18 protein-coding genes and 2 pseudogenes are annotated in these 17,004 nt (G+C 62.4%); 6 read left to right on the top strand and 14 right to left on the bottom strand.

Translation table 11 applies throughout. The features are described 5' to 3' along the window. Nucleotides 1-22: 22 nt before the first annotated feature. From J0F76_RS02310 to J0F76_RS02295, 4 genes are all read right to left on the bottom strand, one after another. Nucleotides 23-217 (bottom strand): hypothetical protein, encoded by a 195-nt coding sequence (locus J0F76_RS02310; protein ID WP_207465266.1) that lies wholly within the window; start codon nucleotides 215-217, stop codon nucleotides 23-25. Further along, nucleotides 207-2,243, bottom strand: a complete 2,037-nt coding sequence (locus J0F76_RS02305) for an AAA family ATPase (protein WP_207465264.1) — start codon at nucleotides 2,241-2,243, stop codon at nucleotides 207-209. Before J0F76_RS02305 ends, J0F76_RS02310 begins: the two co-directional genes overlap by 11 nt. Before the next feature lie 57 nt (nucleotides 2,244-2,300). After that, nucleotides 2,301-3,326, bottom strand: coding sequence for a GIY-YIG nuclease family protein (locus tag J0F76_RS02300; RefSeq protein ID WP_207465261.1), 1,026 nt, complete (start codon nucleotides 3,324-3,326; stop codon nucleotides 2,301-2,303). Between the two features lie 131 nt (nucleotides 3,327-3,457). Beyond that, nucleotides 3,458-3,949, bottom strand: coding sequence for a hypothetical protein (locus tag J0F76_RS02295; protein ID WP_207465260.1), 492 nt, complete (start codon nucleotides 3,947-3,949; stop codon nucleotides 3,458-3,460). Between the two features lie 792 nt (nucleotides 3,950-4,741). On the opposite strand from J0F76_RS02295, the pseudogene J0F76_RS02290 reads away from it, so the two are divergent. Together J0F76_RS02290 and J0F76_RS02285 are read left to right on the top strand one after the other, a co-directional pair. Further along, nucleotides 4,742-5,963 (top strand): annotated as a pseudogene (locus J0F76_RS02290) (ISNCY family transposase); the annotation flags it as partial. Between the two features lie 193 nt (nucleotides 5,964-6,156). Then, nucleotides 6,157-6,429: a hypothetical protein gene (locus tag J0F76_RS02285; protein WP_207465258.1), complete on the top strand. Its 273-nt coding sequence runs from the start codon at nucleotides 6,157-6,159 to the stop codon at nucleotides 6,427-6,429. A gap of 492 nt (nucleotides 6,430-6,921) precedes the next feature. Here J0F76_RS02285 and J0F76_RS02280 read toward each other — a convergent pair whose 3' ends face one another. Both J0F76_RS02280 and hmpA read right to left on the bottom strand, forming a co-directional pair. After that, nucleotides 6,922-7,224: a DUF6522 family protein gene (locus tag J0F76_RS02280; protein ID WP_207465255.1), complete on the bottom strand. Its 303-nt coding sequence runs from the start codon at nucleotides 7,222-7,224 to the stop codon at nucleotides 6,922-6,924. A gap of 17 nt (nucleotides 7,225-7,241) precedes the next feature. Next, on the bottom strand, nucleotides 7,242-8,432 hold the full coding sequence (gene hmpA / locus J0F76_RS02275; RefSeq protein WP_207465253.1) for an NO-inducible flavohemoprotein: 1,191 nt from the start codon (nucleotides 8,430-8,432) through the stop codon (nucleotides 7,242-7,244). A gap of 78 nt (nucleotides 8,433-8,510) precedes the next feature. Here hmpA and J0F76_RS02270 point away from each other — a divergent pair, with 78 nt between their 5' ends. Continuing rightward, the gene (locus J0F76_RS02270) at nucleotides 8,511-8,927 is read left to right on the top strand and encodes an RrF2 family transcriptional regulator (protein WP_207465251.1); all 417 of its coding nucleotides are present in this window, start codon (nucleotides 8,511-8,513) and stop codon (nucleotides 8,925-8,927) included. A gap of 264 nt (nucleotides 8,928-9,191) precedes the next feature. On the opposite strand, the gene J0F76_RS02265 is transcribed toward J0F76_RS02270, so the two are convergent. The 8 genes and pseudogenes from J0F76_RS02265 to J0F76_RS02235 form a co-directional block, all read right to left on the bottom strand. Beyond that, complete coding sequence (locus J0F76_RS02265) at nucleotides 9,192-10,433, bottom strand: sensor histidine kinase (RefSeq protein ID WP_207465249.1); 1,242 nt, start codon at nucleotides 10,431-10,433, stop codon at nucleotides 9,192-9,194. 330 nt (nucleotides 10,434-10,763) lie between these two features. Beyond that, nucleotides 10,764-11,156 carry a response regulator gene (locus J0F76_RS02260; protein ID WP_207465247.1) on the bottom strand — a complete coding sequence of 131 codons (393 nt, stop codon included), beginning with the start codon at nucleotides 11,154-11,156 and terminating at the stop codon, nucleotides 10,764-10,766. Nucleotides 11,157-11,333: 177 nt separating this feature from the next. Further along, the gene (locus J0F76_RS02255; protein ID WP_207465245.1) at nucleotides 11,334-12,302 is read right to left on the bottom strand and encodes a YsnF/AvaK domain-containing protein; all 969 of its coding nucleotides are present in this window, start codon (nucleotides 12,300-12,302) and stop codon (nucleotides 11,334-11,336) included. Further along, nucleotides 12,292-12,711 carry a DUF2382 domain-containing protein gene (locus J0F76_RS02250; RefSeq protein ID WP_207465243.1) on the bottom strand — a complete coding sequence of 140 codons (420 nt, stop codon included), beginning with the start codon at nucleotides 12,709-12,711 and terminating at the stop codon, nucleotides 12,292-12,294. Before J0F76_RS02250 ends, J0F76_RS02255 begins: the two co-directional genes overlap by 11 nt. Before the next feature lie 300 nt (nucleotides 12,712-13,011). Then, nucleotides 13,012-13,770, bottom strand: coding sequence for a Crp/Fnr family transcriptional regulator (locus J0F76_RS02245; RefSeq protein ID WP_207465340.1), 759 nt, complete (start codon nucleotides 13,768-13,770; stop codon nucleotides 13,012-13,014). 236 nt (nucleotides 13,771-14,006) lie between these two features. Then, a complete protein-coding gene (locus J0F76_RS20815) occupies nucleotides 14,007-14,345 on the bottom strand; it encodes a Rossmann-fold NAD(P)-binding domain-containing protein (RefSeq protein ID WP_242689937.1) in 339 nt (112 codons plus the stop codon). Nucleotides 14,346-14,357: 12 nt separating this feature from the next. After that, a pseudogene (locus tag J0F76_RS21325) lies at nucleotides 14,358-14,818 on the bottom strand (SDR family NAD(P)-dependent oxidoreductase); the annotation flags it as partial. Between the two features lie 341 nt (nucleotides 14,819-15,159). After that, nucleotides 15,160-15,324 carry a hypothetical protein gene (locus tag J0F76_RS02235; protein WP_207465348.1) on the bottom strand — a complete coding sequence of 55 codons (165 nt, stop codon included), beginning with the start codon at nucleotides 15,322-15,324 and terminating at the stop codon, nucleotides 15,160-15,162. A gap of 45 nt (nucleotides 15,325-15,369) precedes the next feature. Between J0F76_RS02235 and J0F76_RS02230 the strand changes: the two genes are divergently transcribed. From J0F76_RS02230 to J0F76_RS02220, 3 genes are all read left to right on the top strand, one after another. Further along, nucleotides 15,370-15,828, top strand: coding sequence for a hypothetical protein (locus tag J0F76_RS02230; RefSeq protein WP_207465239.1), 459 nt, complete (start codon nucleotides 15,370-15,372; stop codon nucleotides 15,826-15,828). Nucleotides 15,829-15,914: 86 nt separating this feature from the next. Then, nucleotides 15,915-16,289 (top strand): response regulator, encoded by a 375-nt coding sequence (locus tag J0F76_RS02225; RefSeq protein WP_207465237.1) that lies wholly within the window; start codon nucleotides 15,915-15,917, stop codon nucleotides 16,287-16,289. A gap of 50 nt (nucleotides 16,290-16,339) precedes the next feature. Beyond that, nucleotides 16,340-17,002 (top strand): alpha/beta hydrolase, encoded by a 663-nt coding sequence (locus J0F76_RS02220; protein ID WP_207465235.1) that lies wholly within the window; start codon nucleotides 16,340-16,342, stop codon nucleotides 17,000-17,002. Nucleotides 17,003-17,004: the final 2 nt, after the last annotated feature.

Raw genomic sequence — 17,004 nt, 5'->3', positions numbered from 1 at the left:
GGACGGCGGGAAGGGCTGTCCGTCATGGTGGCTGGATCTGGCGCAGGAGCGCCCGCAGCCGGTCCACCCTGTCGCGGGCCAGCATCGCGCCACGGGCCAGGGCGGCGCCATGGCTGTCGCCGAGGCCCTCGGCGGCCCAGAAGATCAACTCAAGGATCTCGGCCAATACCGCCGCCTCGTCCCGGGCCTCGGCCAAGAGGGCCATCTCAAGGCTCATGGCGTGCCTCCGGGTCCGGCTTGTGCCGGTCCAACCCTTCCTCGCCAAACACCAGGACGCGCTCGGCGCAGAGGCGGTCTGTAAGGTCGCGCAGCCAGAGATGCTCGACGGCGAGGAGTTGCCGGGCGCGGCGCAGTGCGGCGCGCAGCCGCCGGTCGGCGCGGGTCCGCACGCCCTGGTCGGACATCATCATCCGCGCAGGGTCCGGAACCCGGACGAGACTGTGGCCACTGAGGCCGTAGACCAGTTCCAGCCGCAGGGCGATCTCCGTGGCCTTGGCCAGATCGCTGTCCGCTCCCCGCCCGGCACCGGCGGAGCCGTTGCCCAGCACCAGCTCCTCCGCCGCCCGGCCCGCCAGCAGACAGGTCAGCTGGTCGACAAGATCACGCCGGGTCAGCAGCGGCGCCCGGTCCGCCACCATGACCTGCCCGCCCGACATGCCGACGCGGATCTCGTGGACGCGACCGCGCGCGAGCAGTGTCGCGACGATGGCGTGGCCGGCCTCGTGGACCGCCACCCGCCGGATGATGGCCGGCTCCTCCCGCGCCAGTCCCAGAGCCTTGGCGATATCGGCTGCGGTCAGCGCGCGACTGTCCGCCCGCGCCCGGCTGCGGGCCTCGCGCAGGGCGCCGTCGATCGCGGCGGCGCTTTGCCCGATGGCGCGCCGTGCCAGGCGGTCGATCTCCCTGCCCGGCAACTGACCATCGAGACGCCGGGCCAGGATGTGGACAATGGCGGCATGGCCGGGTGGCGGCACTTCGACGATCCGGTCGATCCGGCCCGGGCGGCGGATGGCCGGATCGAGGGCTTCCACCTCGTTGCAGGCGGCGACGATGATTACGCCCGGCGTTCGGCCGGCGCTATCCATCAGGTCAAGAAGGGCATTGATCACCTGGCGGCGATAGGAGCGGGCGTGGTTGTCCGAGCCGTCCCGGTCGCCGGCGCTGTCGATCTCGTCGATCATCAGGATGGCCGGGGCCGCTGCCTGCGCCTGTGCGAAGGTGGCGCGCATCGCGCCCAGCATGTCGCCCAAGTGCCCGGCAGCCTGCCAGGCGGCCAGGCTGCCCTCGATCAGCGGCACGCCCGCCGAGGCGGCAATGGCACGCGCCAGCCAGGTCTTGCCGGTGCCGGGCGGGCCATGGAACAAGACCGACCGGGTCATCTCGCCCCAAGCGATGTGCCCGGCGGACCAGGTGGCGAGATCGGAAACCAGCCGCCGGGCGGCTTCCTCGGCCTCGCCATAGCCAACGATGTCGTCCAATGTCGGACAGTTGGACTGGCTGGACCGGGCGATGCGGTGCAGCTCGGCGATCTGCCGGTCACGGATGCGGTGGCGCAGGGCGAAACGTAACTGGGCAGGCGACAGGGCGCGCAATGCGGCGTCGCCCGGCAGACGCTTTCGCAGACCGGCCGCGTCACCGCCGCGCAGGCTGAGGGCGGCGGCGATCAACCCTCCGTCTACCGGTCCGATCTGCAAGGGTGGAGGCAGCATGGCGGCGATCTCGCCCGGCACCGGCACACCCTGTTCGATTAGCAGGACATGCGGTGCGGTGGTCGCGCTGATAGCCGCCATCGCGTGCTCAAGTGCGGCAGACGGACGGTCCCTCGCCTTGATGTCGCCCGGCAGGCGCAGCACGATAATCTGCACCGGCGGACGCCCATTGCCCGGCGCCAGCAGCGCCGCCAGCAACGACGCCGCCTTGTCGGTCATCTCGCCGGGCAGGCAATGCAGGACGGTCACCGCGCCCACCGCCGTCAGCGCGGCGATGGCCTCGGAGTCGGGCAGCGTCCGACAGAGGCCTGCAAGCGCGATGGCGCGCAGGGGATCGTCCGCCAGGCAAGACACAGGCTGCGGGCGCTGCCCCCATTCGGGCAACTCCTCGATCTGGTCCTCGACCTCGTCGAGGCGGCCGTCTACAAGGGCTTGGAAGACTTCGTCGGACATCTCCCTGTCGGGAACAGGCGGGCAGGGTGCCGCGTCGAGGCAGGCAGCAACAGTCAGGTAGTGGGTCATCCAGGCGGGCATGGCGGACTCCTTCAAGAAGGGCAGGGGTGGCGGACAGGACGGCAGGGTGGAGCTGGCTCAGCAGCCTGCCTCGTGTTCGCCCCCACCCTTGGACCCGCCACCGTCCTCATCCCCGATCGCTGCGGCCCGCCCGGCGCCGGGCGCCTTGCCGTCCCGGGCGGTCTCCGCGATGCGGTTGAGGCGGCGTTCCAGCTCAGGCCGCAGCCAGGGATGGTAAACCTCGCTGACGACATTGAGGACGCCACGATAGTCGTTGGGCGGCACTACGGCGTCCGGATGCTGCCTGCGCAGGCGGGCGTGCAGGCGTTTCTCGGTGGCGCAGGCCGCGTGCCCTGTGGGCATGGCGATGCTGCGCAGCAAGGTGACATGCGCCTTGCAGGGCAAGCCCAACTGATGCTTCTGGCGCTTCAGCGGATTGGCGCTGTAGCCCAACTTCAGGAGATGGAGGCCGTTGTAGCGGATCTCGAACAGATAGATATTGCTGGGCTTGGCGGTCCACGTCTCACCGCAACCGGCGCAATCGCATTGGCCCCATTGCAGGTTGGCGCGGGCGATCCGCTGGTCATGCCCGCAGGCATTGTGGCGATAAAGGTGGTAGTTCGGGTTGCCGCGCGGATCGGGTCCGATCCGGGTCCAACCATGTCGGGCGGCGATTTGCTGCTCTTTTTGAGCAAAGCACCGCTCGCAGCGCAGGCCAATCTGGCCATCGGCGACGCGGTTGATAATCTCGAACTGCCGCCGGAGGCTATGGCCGCAGGCGGCGCGAAACAAGCCGTATTGCGGATGATCGGGGTCCGGGCCGAGATAGGAAAGGCCCGCCGCCGTTGCGCGCTCAGCCCGCGCCGTCTCCAGGCAGGACCGACAGAGCGGTTGGTTGTTCATCAGCACATAGAGCTTCGTCATGCTGACGGCGCCACATTGCCGGCAGCGCAGGGCCAGGTGATAGCGGTCCTGGACCCGTGCCATCAGATCGAAGCCTTTTTGGTATGCCGCCTCGGCCCAGCGTGCGTGGAGCGGACCGGGGTGAGGGGAGAGATCGGCGGGGTGCGGCGCAGCAGGTGTGGGATGATGCAGGCTGGACATGGGAATGCTCCTGAAAGCAATGGGTGGAAGTGCCGGACGCGGGGCATCGCCGCGCGGCCCTTGCGGAAACCGGCGGGCGGTGCGCGAAGCACGCACCGGTCACGGCATGACTGGGTGTCAGGGGGCGGGCGTCAGGCGGCGACGGGGACCGGGTGGTCGGGGCTGTCGGCCGCCGCGATCTCCAGCGGATCGACAAGCGCCGAAAGCGAGGCCAGGTCCGCGACCTGCATTCGCGCCGCCGTCAGCATCGCGCCGACCCGCCGCGCGACAGGATCGGTGCCCGGGCAGTCGAAAAGGCCGTCTTCGCGGTCGAGGCAGGCGGTAAGCCGCAGGAACTCCGACGATGAGTCGGACTCGATCAGCGCGAAGAGCAGTAGCGCCATGCGCTTCAGGGGCAGATCCTCGCGCCGCACGGCAACAAAGGCGCGGATATGGTCGATTTGCGTCAACACCTGGGTGCGGGCGGTTTCCGCGTCGCGATGCCAGTGAAGGAATGCCGGATGCCAGGACGCGGCATCCTCGATGTCTCGCTCAGCCTCAATGTAGCCGCTGACCAACCCGATCAGGCGAGAGAACGTGCGCGAGATCTCGGTATGTGTGAAATGGGCAGAGGGTTTTGTCACGCCGCACGGCGTGGTAGATGCTGGGACAGCCATGATTGATCTCCGTAGGATCGTTGTGGTTAGGGCGGAGCAGGAGGGCTCAATCTCTTGCTTTCGCCCGGCTAATATGACTATATGACATTAAATAGTCAACTACCTAGTTAGAAGAATCTACAGAATGGCAAAAATGGGGCGCCCCCCTAAGGATACGGAGCCTGTTACCATACGCATGGAGCAGGATATGCTACGCGCGATAGACGACTATCGAAGGCAGCAACCTGACCTGCCATCCCGACCGGAGGTCGTCAGGCGTGTGATGAGCAAGTGGCTTGAATCTCAATCACAGACCTGAATTGGCTTAGCTGACGTGTAGCGTTCCCCGGTATTCAGCAAACGACTGAGGGTCTACGGCCTAGAAGCATCATGAAGCGGAATTAGCGATCCCCGACAGATTTATGATCGTCATCCGACACGCTGCTCGGGGAGCTTGGCAATCCTAAATTAGCTGCCAAGGGCTTGCCACAACTCGCTAAGAAGCGGGCATTGCTTGTAGTAATTGAACAAAGTGAATACATGCTTGAATACGCTGCGGCTGCGGACTGCTTTGCTAGGCAGGAGGCGTGCAAGCAACTAGATCTGTAGCTGGTCCCTGCGTCAACTAAAATGTCCATCCCTCGTGTCAGACGACGTGGTTCCATAATCCCGATTATTAACCTCGGAGGTATAGCCGCAAAGTTAAAATGTCTCACCTCTGCAATTCAGGAATGTCACACTCCCCTGGATGAACATCGTGTCGATCCTTGGGAGCCGGACATGGGATGGGTGATGATGAGCGAGCGAGAACTGAACCGGATCGAGGTTCTGAGCCAGGTGCTGCAAGGTCGGATGTCAGCCGTGAGTGCGGCGGATGTTCTGGACCTGAGCCGCAGACAGGTTCACCGGCTGCTGAAGCGGTTCGGGGCTGACGGCGCGGCGGCGATCCGGCACCAGGCACGTGGACGGGCATCGAACAACCGGATCGACCCGACGATCCGGGAGGCTGCCATGTCGCTCGTTCGGGACCGCTATGCCGACTTTGGCCCGACCTTGGCGGCCGAGAAGCTGGCGGAGTGTCACGGGCTGACAGTGTCGCGCGAGACCTTGCGCAAGTGGATGCAGGATGCGGGTTTGTGGCTGTCGCGCAAGCAGCGCCGAACATTCCACCAGCCGCGCCTGCGCCGGGAGTGCCTTGGCGAGCTGATCCAGATCGACGGCTCGGATCATCGCTGGTTCGAGGATCGCGGGCCGGCCTGCACCTTGTTGGTGTTCATCGATGACGCCACCAGCACCCTGATGCACCTGGAATTCGTCAGCTCCGAGAGCACCTTCAGCTATTTTGGAGCCCTGGAGCGGTATCTGACGCTGCATGGCCGGCCCGTTGCCTTTTACTCCGACAAGCACACAGTGTTCCGGGTGCCAAAGCAAGGTGCCAGGACAGGCTATGGGATGACCCAGTTCGGCCGGGCCTTGAACGAACTGAACATCGAGATCCTGTGCGCCAACTCCTCGCAAGCAAAAGGCCGCGTCGAGCGCGCCAACCGCACCCTGCAGGACCGCCTGGTCAAGGAACTGCGGCTGGCCGGCATCTCCGACATGGAGACTGCCAATGCCTTTCTTCCCGGCTTCATGGCGCGCTACAACGCGCAGTTTGCCAAGGTGCCACGCCGTGCGGACAACCTGCATCGGCCACTGAATGTCGAACCGGATCGGCTGCGTGACATTCTGTGCTATCGCGACGAACGCTATGTCAGCAGCCAGCTGGCCTTTTCCTACGACCGGCTGCGGATCATCCTGGCCGAGAACGAGATCACCCGCGATCTGCCGGGCAAATACGTGGACAGCTATGAGTTCGCGGACGGCCGGCTGGAGTTCCGCTGGAAGGGTGTCTCGCTGCCCTACTCCGTGTTCGACAAGGATCAGCGGGTGACCCATGCGGCCATTACCGAGAACAAGCATCTGAGCGCGGTCCTGGAATACATCAAGGCCGAGCAGGACAAGGCTCCGCCGAAGGTGCACCGGGCGGGCCAAGCAACGGACCCGCTACACGCCCACGGGACGCCGCAACAACGGCTGGAACTCCTCGGCAGCCCGCAAGGCAAAGGCGCATGCCGCTCCACCCCTGGAATGACGCTTCCCTGGCCCAGTTGCGGTGATACCCTGTGCTTTGATCGAGCACGCAGGGCAAGAACATGGCAGACAGCGCAGAGCCAGATATCATCTTCTCGGATCTGACACAGGACGTGCTGATCGATGGCCACCGGTTCTCTGTCGAGATCTACCGGACATCGATCTCCCCTGGCTGGGTGCTGTCGGTCATGAACAGGTTCGGCACCCTGACGATTTCGGATAACCCGCCCTATCTTGCCGATGGTCTTGCCTGGCGGGATTTCGAGAAGCGGGTCGAAACGAAGGGCGTGCGCGCCTTCTACTCGCCAAAGGAACGTCGAAAGCTGCGGCTCTGAACGCATGGCCGGTCGGGGCTGCGATGGCGGATGTCTCCGCCCTGCCCGGCCATGCTTGCCCACCCTCGGTGAGACATTCCTACTTTGCGCAGCCGAGGACATTTCAACTTGGTTGCAACAGGAGGCTACCTGCGCGGGATGACCCGCGCCTTCCACCAAGGCCAGCTGAACCTGACGGGCAGCCTGATCGGCTTGAGCGAACGGCAACGCATGGAGCAAACACCATGATCACCCCTCCTGCCTTGCTGCTGAAGATGATCCCGGGGCCCACTCGAAAGCGCGGACGCCGGCCTGCGCTCCCCCGGAGGAGCATGAGCCTACACTGCAGCACTAGTGGCCTTGAGCGCGGTTGATGGAAACAGCCTCTTGCTTCCGTCGACGCGAAGAGGCCGATGCTGCCAATTGGCAGAAAGACCCCTCACGGCCCACGAGCGACCGAACCCGTGATGGCAACGGAGGCCGCAATTGCATGGCAACATCGCGACCGAGACGTCATGACCCTGTGCTGACAGACCGCAGTTCCCGCGGCACATCCAACCGCACGCGTGTCAGCGTCAGGACAGTGCCGTCATGCCCGCAGGTCAAGCGGACCCGCCATCGAGGCGATTGGAACGTCAGGCGGAACTTGCCGCCGTCCTCTCCTTCGCCTCGTTCCACCGTGCTTCTGATCTTCCCGGAGCGCATGAGATCCTGAAAGCTGGGCACATCGAGTTCCAAGAACGGTGCGATCTCGGCCGCCTCAACGATGGGACGATCCTCGTCGAATGCGATCTTCGTGGTAAAGCCGAGGCTCATGACACCGCTCTTTTCCGCTAGGTCGCAAGATGTTCGTCGGCCGGGCCGAAGAACTCGTAGTGGATGCGATCGGCAGGGATGCCTACATCCTTCAGGCCGACCACGAAGTGCCGCAGGAAAGGACGAGGGCCGCAGAGATAGACCTCTGCTTCGTCCAGCGGCGTGTTGGCCCGGAGCCAGTTGATGGTGATCCGGCCAGGATTGGCCCTGTCGTCGGCGCCACTTTCGTAAAAGGTTTCGACCAGAACGTTGCCGTGCCGGGAGGCAGCAAGCCGTACCTGCGCGTCAAGGGCATGATGGGCAGGACTGCTGGTGCCATGCACATAAAAGACAGGCACATCGCGATGCTGTTCTGCCAGAACTTCCAGCATGCTGACGACGGGCGTCAGGCCGACGCCGCCCGACAGCAGGATCAGGGGACGCTGCGGGTTCTTGGCAAGATGGAAGTCCCCAGCAGGTGGCGTGGCCTCAAGGAGGGTGCCCACAGGCGCGCGATCATGAAGAAAGCAGGATGCTTCGCCATTCGGCTCTCGCTTCACGGTGATCCGGTAGCCCTCGTCGCTTGGAATGCTAGAGATGGAGTAGTTCCGCTTCACGCCCGAGAGGCCGGCCTCGTCAAAGCGCAGGGTCAGATACTGTCCCGGCCGGTGCGGGATAACAAGGCCGCCATCCTCGGGCCGCAGGATGAAGGAGACGATCCCTTCCGCCTCGACCTGCCGCTCCGCCACCACAAAGCGGCGCCAGTCGGTCCAGCCTCCGGGCTTTGCTTTGATCTCCGTGCGGATGGCGGCTTCGCGTTCGATCAGAAGGTCAGCCAGGAACCAATAGGCTTCGCCCCAAGCCTGCAGAATGTCCGGTGTCGCCGCCTCACCCAGGACCTCTTCCATGGCGCCAAGAAGAGCTTCGGCCACAAAGGGATAATGCTCTGGCAGGATCGCATAGCCAATGTGCTTCTGGGCGATCCGCTCCACTGCCGCGCCCAGAACGGACAGGTTCTCGATGTTCTGGGCATAGGCCAGCACGGCCTGCGCCAGGGCAAGGCGCTGCGTGCCCTTCTTCTGATTGGCCTGGTTGAACAGCGCAGCGATGTCTTCGTTGCGGAACAGGCGGCGGTACATCGTCTCGGTAATGACAGGACCATGCTGTTCCAGCGCCGGCACCGTAGCCTTCACGATGGCGATGGTCTGTTGCGACAAGGGGCGCGGCATGAGTCTCTCCTAAACATGCATTCCTAATGCACCTATAGATCTCTATACATGCAATTGGAATGCATCTAATGTAAAAAGATGAAACTGACCCGCTACACCGACTACGCGCTTCGTGCGCTCATCTACCTCGCCGGCCATGACGGTGGGCGAGTGTCGATCCGGCAGATCGCGGAAGCCCACGGCATCTCACAGAACCACTTGATGAAGATCGTTCAGGACCTGGGTGCTGCTGGCTTCGTCAAGACCACCAGGGGACGTTACGGTGGACTGGCGCTGGCCCGACCGGCTGCGGAAATCACCATTGGTCAGGTTGTTCGACATACTGAACGCGATGGGGGCCTCGTCGACTGCAGCACCTGCCGGATCGCCGAAGGATGCAGCCTGCCGGACGTCTTTTCCGAAGCCAGAGAAGCCTTCATGACAGTGCTGGACAAGTGCCGCCTGTCGGATGCGGCACGCACCCCAGATGCCTTTCGGCATCTGTTCGTGGCTTGACGTGACGATCTCGCCAGTCGCGCTAACCCCGAGATATGGGTCCACGCTATCAGGTAGAAAACGTGTCCGGTCTCTGGCTGTCAGAGCAATCGTATATGCGGCCTGCCAGAAGGCACGTCATCTACCCCGAAAGGCAGCTTTGACCTCTTCGCAACGTGCTGGAGACCCATAGCGTCAGATTACATCAGGCCAGCGACTCGTCGGTCGCGCCCATGGCCGGCCTTCGGCGGCCCTTCGATCTACAGGGCTGGACCCGCAGGCACTTTATCCGCCTCGGAACTGCAGCGTCGAGCGTTCCTGCACAAGAAATTCCAGAACAAAGCGTGTGCCGGGGTGAGCATCCTGCCACTCGGGTTGCCCACCAAGCTGATGGCCTAGACTGGCAATGAGCTTCATGCCGAGGCTCTCGGCGTTGTCTGCATCAAAGCCCGGCGGCAGACCCGGGCCCTCGTCGCAAACCGTCAACCGCAGGTGCCCTGGCTCCGTCGGCTGGATCGCAAGGCGCACCTCGCCCTCACCCGACGGATAAGCGTACTTGAACGCATTCGTCACCAACTCGTTGATGAGCAAGGCCAAGGGCACGGCCTGGTCCGTTGCCATCAGCACCGGCGCAATGTCGGTGCTCAACGTGTGGCCAGGGGCCGCCGTTACACGGATCTGGTCGCACAACTCGCCCATGAATTCAGCCAGGTTGATCGTGTGCACCTCGTCTGCGCGCCATAGCCGGTCATGGACTTGCGCAATCGTTGTCACGCGGGCGCGGGCGTCATCAAGCGCGCTCTGCAGGGCCGGGTCAGAGGACATACGCCTTTGCATGCTCAAGAGGCCTGCCACCATAGCAAGGCTGTTCTTGACCCGGTGGCTGATCTCGCGTGTCAGGACCTCCTGGTGGGCCATGGCCTCCTGCAGCCGCGCCTCGCTGGCGCGCAGGGCTTCCTCGACCTGCTGCCGCTCAAGCGCCACGCCGAGCAGGTTGGCAAACCCCTGCATAAAGGCCAGATCAGCAGCCGTGAACCGCCCAGGGGTCGGGCTGTCCACCTCAAGAACGCCATAGCCTCCCCCATCTCCCCGGATGAGCACGTTGATCGCCCGCGTGATCCCGTGCTCCACAAGGAGCGCCGGGGTACGGAAGCGGGTTTCCTTGGCCAGGTGGTTGGAGATGACAGGCTCGCCTGTCTGGAAGGCATAGCCCACGGGGCTTTCGGTATCGGCTCCGGTCCGGGCATGGCCGACCACACCGGGCTTCCAGCCGACACCGGCTTGCACGATGAACTGCCTTTCGTCGGGCAGGTACTTCATCACCTTGCAGAAGTCGCTCTGGAGGCCCAGCGCGCAAACCCGTGTAGCTTCCTGCAGCAACGAAGGCGTGTCATGGGTGCGCAGCGCGTATCGCCCGAACTCTGCGGTGAGTTCTTGCTGCTGGAGGCGATAGGCCAATTCCTCGGAGCTATCGCCACCCTCTTCCGGAGCCACGGCTGGGGTGGACGCCTGATCGTTGCGCATCATGTGAGGTCTCGGTGTGAAGCAGGCCGGTTGAACGGTTTGGTTCCTTGCCATTCTCGTACACAGGCCTTGTGCATCTGCGTACCGACTGACAACGACTCTGGCCTTCAGTCGCCGGTTCTTTGTCGGATGCCGCTCAAAAATGCAAGCGTCTGTTGTTTCCATGTTTGCTGACAGTTGCGCAAAAAGCCCAGGAAACGTTTGTTCAGGAAGGGCCTTGTCCCGCCCGGCGACATACAGCCGCAAAGGTCTGCGGCTTGCTCCTCAAAACCCTTTTGCGACAGCGGGTGACAAGAAGGCGCTCTGCAAACAATCGTTTCTGCCAAGATCTTGTCAGTCCTCAGCAGACTGTTCCTTCACGAGCTGACGAACGCCGCGTCTGACTGTCTCTTCACTGAAGGGCTTGGGAATGAACAGGGTTCCTTCTGGCAGATCAGCCGGTCCCGGCGGCGTTGCTCCGGAGGTGACGATGATCCCGATATCGGGCCAGCCCCTTGCGCATCGAAACGCCAGGTCGCAGCCTGTCATCCTGCCGGGCGGCATGTGCACATCCGTGAAGAGGAGCTTCAGGAAATGGCCGCGGCAAGCGAGGATTTCCATGGCGTCCTCGAAGCCTGCGGCCGTGAGCACGCGAAACCCCGCTCCTCTCAGGATTGCCTGTGCATCCATCCGGATCAGGGGACTGTCATCCACGACGAGCGCGTAGCGGGCAAAACGATCCAGCATGTCTGCTCGCCTTTCATTTCTCTCTTGGGAAAGCCCGCCCGACCCTCTCGGGTTCCGGGGCTCAGGTGACCAGGTCATGCCGGTACGCCTTCGCTTGACACGTCGGGCACCCCTTGATGGAAAGGCCCCGCGCGATGCGGGGCCTTTCTTGTCAGGACATCAGTGTCAGTGTCCGTGTCAGATCTTGTCGCGGTTCAGGTCGTCGCGGCGCGTGCCGCCAGTCAGCGTGTCGCGATCCAGACCAGTGCGGTCGTCCTCTACCTCGACCTCGGTGCGGCGCACGGTGTCGGAGACGGTCTCGGTATGCGTGTCGCTGGTCTTGCGCAGACCGATCTCCTCGACTACGCGGGCTTCCTTCTGGACCACCGCCTCCTCGCGGTATTCCTCGGCTTCCAGTGTGCGGTCCAGGTAGTCCTGATCCGCCACCGCAGGACGATCCACAGCGCGGCGCTCGATCTCGACCCGCTCGTCACGCAGCTCGACGCTCTCGTTGACAGGCTCCTCGACGGTATAGGCACGTACCCGGACGCGGCCGTGGCTCGTTTCGCGCTTGCCCACGCGGAGACGTTCCTCGATGACCGGGATCGTCTCGTCCCCACTGCGCAAGTCATCCCCACCTGACCGGACGCCCTCAGGGTGAAGGGTGTCGTTATCTATATAAGGGCTGTCCAGAGCCCCCTCCATGCCAGTCCGCGTCCCATATGCTGAGGCCGTGCGGCCCGATGTGGCATAGCTGCTGGTCTCATAGCCGCCCCAGCCTTCCGAACGCCAGCTTTGCTCACGCTCGTCCAGGTTCACGCTGCCTTCGTCGTCCAGGATGTCCAGGGCGGTCTCGTATTGGGTGGAGTCCAGCCCGGTGACCGTCACCAGATAGCCGCCGCGCGACAGCCCCTCGGCATAGGCATAACGATCTTCCTCGGGAAAGAAGAAGTCGCCAAGGCTTTCCCAAAAGCCCTTGTCATCCGCCGCGCGGCCGGTCGTGGTCGTGGATGCGCCCGCCGTTTCACCCGACATCATCCGGATCTGGGAAGAGGAGATACCGGCGGCAGTCAGACGCTCAAGGGCGTGCTGTGCCTCAGCATGACTGTCGAACATGGCAGACACTGAGGTATTGCCGGTGGTGCCGGCATTGCTGTCATAGGTCATTGAGATCGTCCTTGTTAATAGAGGGAGCCGGATCAGCGGCAAGACGCTCGATCTGGGCAGTCTGACGACGGGTCGTGGCGGGGATTTCCACCGTTTCCGTTTGCTTGACCCGGCGGACGTGTATCTCCTCTCGCAGATACAGTTCGCGCGTCACCACAAGCCGCTCCTCGACCACGGGGATGATCGTCAGCTCGCCCTCGGTCACAACATCAGGAACCGCCTCGATCTTGCGATCAATCGGGACCCTGACCACGTCCACCTCCACGCTCGAAAGCTCGGTCGGCAGGATATGGTCGACTTCCTCGGTCTGGTTGGCAACCCTGACGCGGCCGGTGACCACCTTCCGGATAGCCAAAGATGCCGTTTCCTCGACGATGGGCAGATATTCAGTGTTCGGATCGTCGGGCACTTTCTCTTTCCCCGCAGTTAGCAGGAACGAACGAGCAGGCGAGCAATGCGTTCCGTTTGCATGACAGCCCATGGTGGAAGCAGCTTTGCTGACCGGACAGCCGTTCCTTCGTCACGTCAGCTACGCGCCCACGTGGCCTGAACATCGAAATCTCAAGCTGCTTTATGGAGTGTAACCTGCCATGGGGCTCTCATCAGCAGCGACCAGAGCCTTTTTGGCCATTTACGCCAGTCGGCGTGGAGTGCGGTGGTCAGGTGCATGGCGGATCCGGCGGGCGGCTGGCAGCGGAAAACAGACCGCTTATGCCAGCCACCCTCCATCTGCGTCATCGCCGGTCTCGGAAAGCAGCGCCGCATAATTCAGAACAGTCACCCCCCGCTTCCCGTCGGGATCGACAATGCCGTCATTTTTCAGGGCTGATAATTGCCGGCTGACCGTCTCCAGCGAAAGACCCAGATAGTCCCCCATCTCCGCCCGCGTGTATGGCATATCCAGATGCATCCGCTTCTGCATCAAGGAGGGATGCTGCGCGACCTTCTCCCGGGCGAAGATGATCAGAAAGGAGGCGACCTTCTCGCGGGCGGTCTTTCTGCCCAGAAGCAGCATCCATTCCCGGGCCGCATCGAGTTCTTTAGAGGACTGTTCCAGAAGCCCTTGTCCCAGTCCCGGTATCTTGCGCAGCAGTTTTTCGAAGGGTTCGCGGCGAAAGCCGCACATCACCACGGGCGTTGAGGCCACGGCATTATAGGAGGTCTGGGCACGATAAGGATGGCCAAGGAAGTTCCCCTGCCGCAGCATGGCAACCATCTGGGTTCTTCCATCCGGCATGATCTTTGTCAGGGACACCATTCCGCTGAGAACGGTCCCGACAAAATCCACCGGATCGCCGTCCATAAAGATGGTCTGCCGAGGTTCATAGGACCGGAAGAAGCGGATCGCTTCAAGCTGACGCAGCTCCTCAGGTCCGGTATACGCACAGATGGAGCGGCTCCGTTCGGAGCAGGTAAGGCAGGATGCTTGAGCATGGCATCCTGAATTGCGTGCGGTTGCAGTTACCATGAGACGAAGGATAACCATGCCATGCAACCGGTGGCCACCGCTTACGGGTGAATTTTTGATTACTTTCAGCGGCGTTCTGTCGATCAGCAGGAAGCAGCCGATCCGTTCTTCTTCATGAGTGCCGCTAACAAGGGCCAGGCGGGGCTCCCTGGCAGTACCGATCCCTTCGCCCAGATGTGGCGATGTCCCGATCATCCCCGTGAGACGCTATCCAGCCTGCCGCAACATTTAGGCTGTTATTTTGGCAGGAAAGCTTCAGCGGATGGCAGGCCGAATGTCCCGATCACCTGGGCCTCGAAGTCCTTGTCGGGCAGGCTTCGGCGCAAGGGGACGAATTGCTCGGCCTCGGTGCCAACCACGACGGCAATGTCGCTGTTCTCATCCTCGATGATGGCCTGGACCGCCTTGGCGATTGGCTCGGGCGAAGGACCTTCATTGATCGCCTGGGCGACGATCGGCACGAAATGGCTGACCAGGTCGCGATAGGGCGATGCCTCGCTCGTGGTTGCGGCATTCGCCACCAGACCTTTCTTGACGAAGTTGGTTCCGAACAGCCCTGCGAGGATGGAATGCACGCGGATGCTAAAGGGTCCGACCTCGAAGCGCAGCGAGTCCGTGATCCCCTCGACCGCATATTTGCTGGCGTTGTAAGAGTCAGAAGCGGCAGGCCCATGCGCCCCAAAAAGGACGAAATGTTGATGATGACGCCGCCCCCGGCATTGCGCATATGCGGCAGGACCTCGCGCGTGGTGCGCAGAAGGCCGAAGACATTGACGTCGAACTGCCAGATCATTTCTTCGTCCGTGCCATCTTCGACCGTCGCCAGAAGACCAAAGCCGGCATTGTTGACCAGCACGTCGATCCGGCCTATGTCCGACATCACCTGCGCCACGGCTGCGCGGACCGATCCGGTCTCCTGAACATCCAGGCGGACCGGCGTGAGCTGTACCCCACGTGCCTGCGCCTGCGTCATCAGGTCCGCGCAGTTGTCGCGCACCCCTGCAAAGACGCGATAACCGGACTGAGCCAGCTGCAGTGCAGTGGCCATCCCCATGCCGGACCCTGCGCCAGTGATCAAGACAGTCTTGGCCACGATGTTGTCCTGTTGTCGTTGCATGGCTTGGCTATAGCCAGCCAACGGCTGACCTGTTCCCCACCAGATGATCTTGGCGCAGCAGGTCCGTCAAGTGCGGTGATATCTGGCATTGCACCCGTCACGATCAATGAAGGAACCTGAGGATGATGAACGGCCACGACCGACGCCAACCAGCGGTATTATAGGGCGGGCCATCGCCCTCCTCCTCTCACATGTAAAGCACTGGTGGAACAAGAAAACATGCCAGCTGTATCGTTGTGGGAACGGTGCGATCCGATGGTAATGATGACATCTCAGGCCTCTTTTGTTGGGTCGAAATCCAGCAGACGCAAGGCGTTGGGCGTGACCAGAACCGTCGCACCGGTATCGGCCAGGATGGCCATCCAGAGGCCGGTGATGCCCAGCACCGATGTCACGAGGAACGCGTGTAACTCAGAGGACAGGAACTTGATGTACATCCTGACGCCGAGTTAATATGGCCAATATGTCTGTGTGCACCGCGATTGGAAGATCTGATGACCGGATTGCGTCCCGATCTTCATTCCTTCTCGGATCATCCTCTTGAAGTGCTTGATCAGCCGGCAGCTGGTTACATCCTTGATCTTGTCTATCGGTTTCGGCTTTTCTTTGAGTGGCCGTTCGACCAGGAAGTTTTGTGCGGTCTCTTGTTTCTGGCGCTGCCACACGTTCCTGCCGCAGGCATCTGCATTCCTGATGATGACTCCCGCTCGTGGTGGGAAGCGTTGATTTGGCGTCTTCAAGCTGCGGGAGATCTTGCTCAAGACGAGCATGGGTTTCGACTGACGTCGCAGGGGGAGAAGCGTCGTTGCTCTACCTTCCAAGACATGCTGGTAGCACCAGTATGGAGCCAGGCTCTAGAACAGGTGCATGAAGATCTCGAAGACTTTGCCGAGACAGAAGGTGTTCCGCTCGCCAATGCTCTGCCCCTGCGGCTCCGCTGATGGCACTCGCCTCGCGGTGCTTGTCGTTGAGGACGAACCCATGGTTGCCCTGCATCTGCAGTCAATCCTGAAAGGCAATGGTTACAATGTCCTCGGATCTTTTGGAACCGTGGGTGAAGCCCTGCGGCTTCCTGGCCTGTGAACAGCCTGATCTGGCGGTCCTTGATGTGAACCTGCACGGACACCCGGTGGTCGCGGTGGCGAAGCGCCTGCGCAGCCTGCAGATCCCCCTCATCCTCGCATTGGCCTATGAGCGGTTTGACTTTGATGACAGCGAGGTTCTGGCCACGGCCGAGAATGTGGGCAAGTCCTTCACGCCTCCTCAGGTTCTTGCTGCCTCGGGGCGGCTCGATGCGTCAGGAGAATGGAGGCTGCACAATGTGCTTTATCGTATTTGTGCCTGTATGTACTGCAAAGCGACAGACCAAGATGCCAGCAGGCTATTTCAGATAGCGGTCTGAGAGCGCCACGCAGATGCGTCAAGAAACCACCGTCATGTCGAAGGAAGACGATGCCAGAGTTGATTTTTCCCGGTCCCGAAGGCCGGCTCGAGGGCCGCTATCACCCGCAACCGGGCAGGCCCGACGCCCCCCTTGCCATCGTTCTGCATGCCCATCCGCAATTTGGCGGGACGATGAACAACCGCGTCGTCTATAACCTGCATTACGCGTTCCACAAGCTGGGCTTCACCGTGATGCGCTTCAACTTTCGCGGGGTGGGGCGCAGCCAGGGCGAGTTCGACCAGGGGATCGGCGAATTGTCGGATGCGGCATCAGCCCTGGATTACCTGCAGGCGATGAATCCCAACAGCAAGCATTGCTGGGTCGCCGGCTTCAGCTTCGGTGCCTGGATCGGGATGCAGCTGCTGATGCGCCGGCCGGAAATGACCGGCTTCATCAGCGTGGCGCCCCCCGCCAACATGTATGATTTCAGCTTCCTCGCGCCGTGCCCGTCGTCCGGCCTGATCGTGAACGGTACCGCCGACCGCGTGGCCCCGCCCAAGGACACACATACGCTGGTCCGCAAGCTGCGCGAACAGAAGGGGATCACCATCACCCACGAGGAGATCGAGGGCGCGGACCATTTCTTCCGCGACGACGAGGCGCACATGAAGCCGATGATCGATCTGGTGCAGGGCTATGTCCGCCGCCGCCTGACCGAAACCGCACGCTGAAC

Origin of the sequence: Paracoccus fontiphilus (genome assembly GCF_017356265.1) — a bacterium.
Lineage (GTDB): Bacteria > Pseudomonadota > Alphaproteobacteria > Rhodobacterales > Rhodobacteraceae > Paracoccus > Paracoccus fontiphilus.
This window is presented reverse-complemented; position numbering and strand designations above follow the sequence as displayed.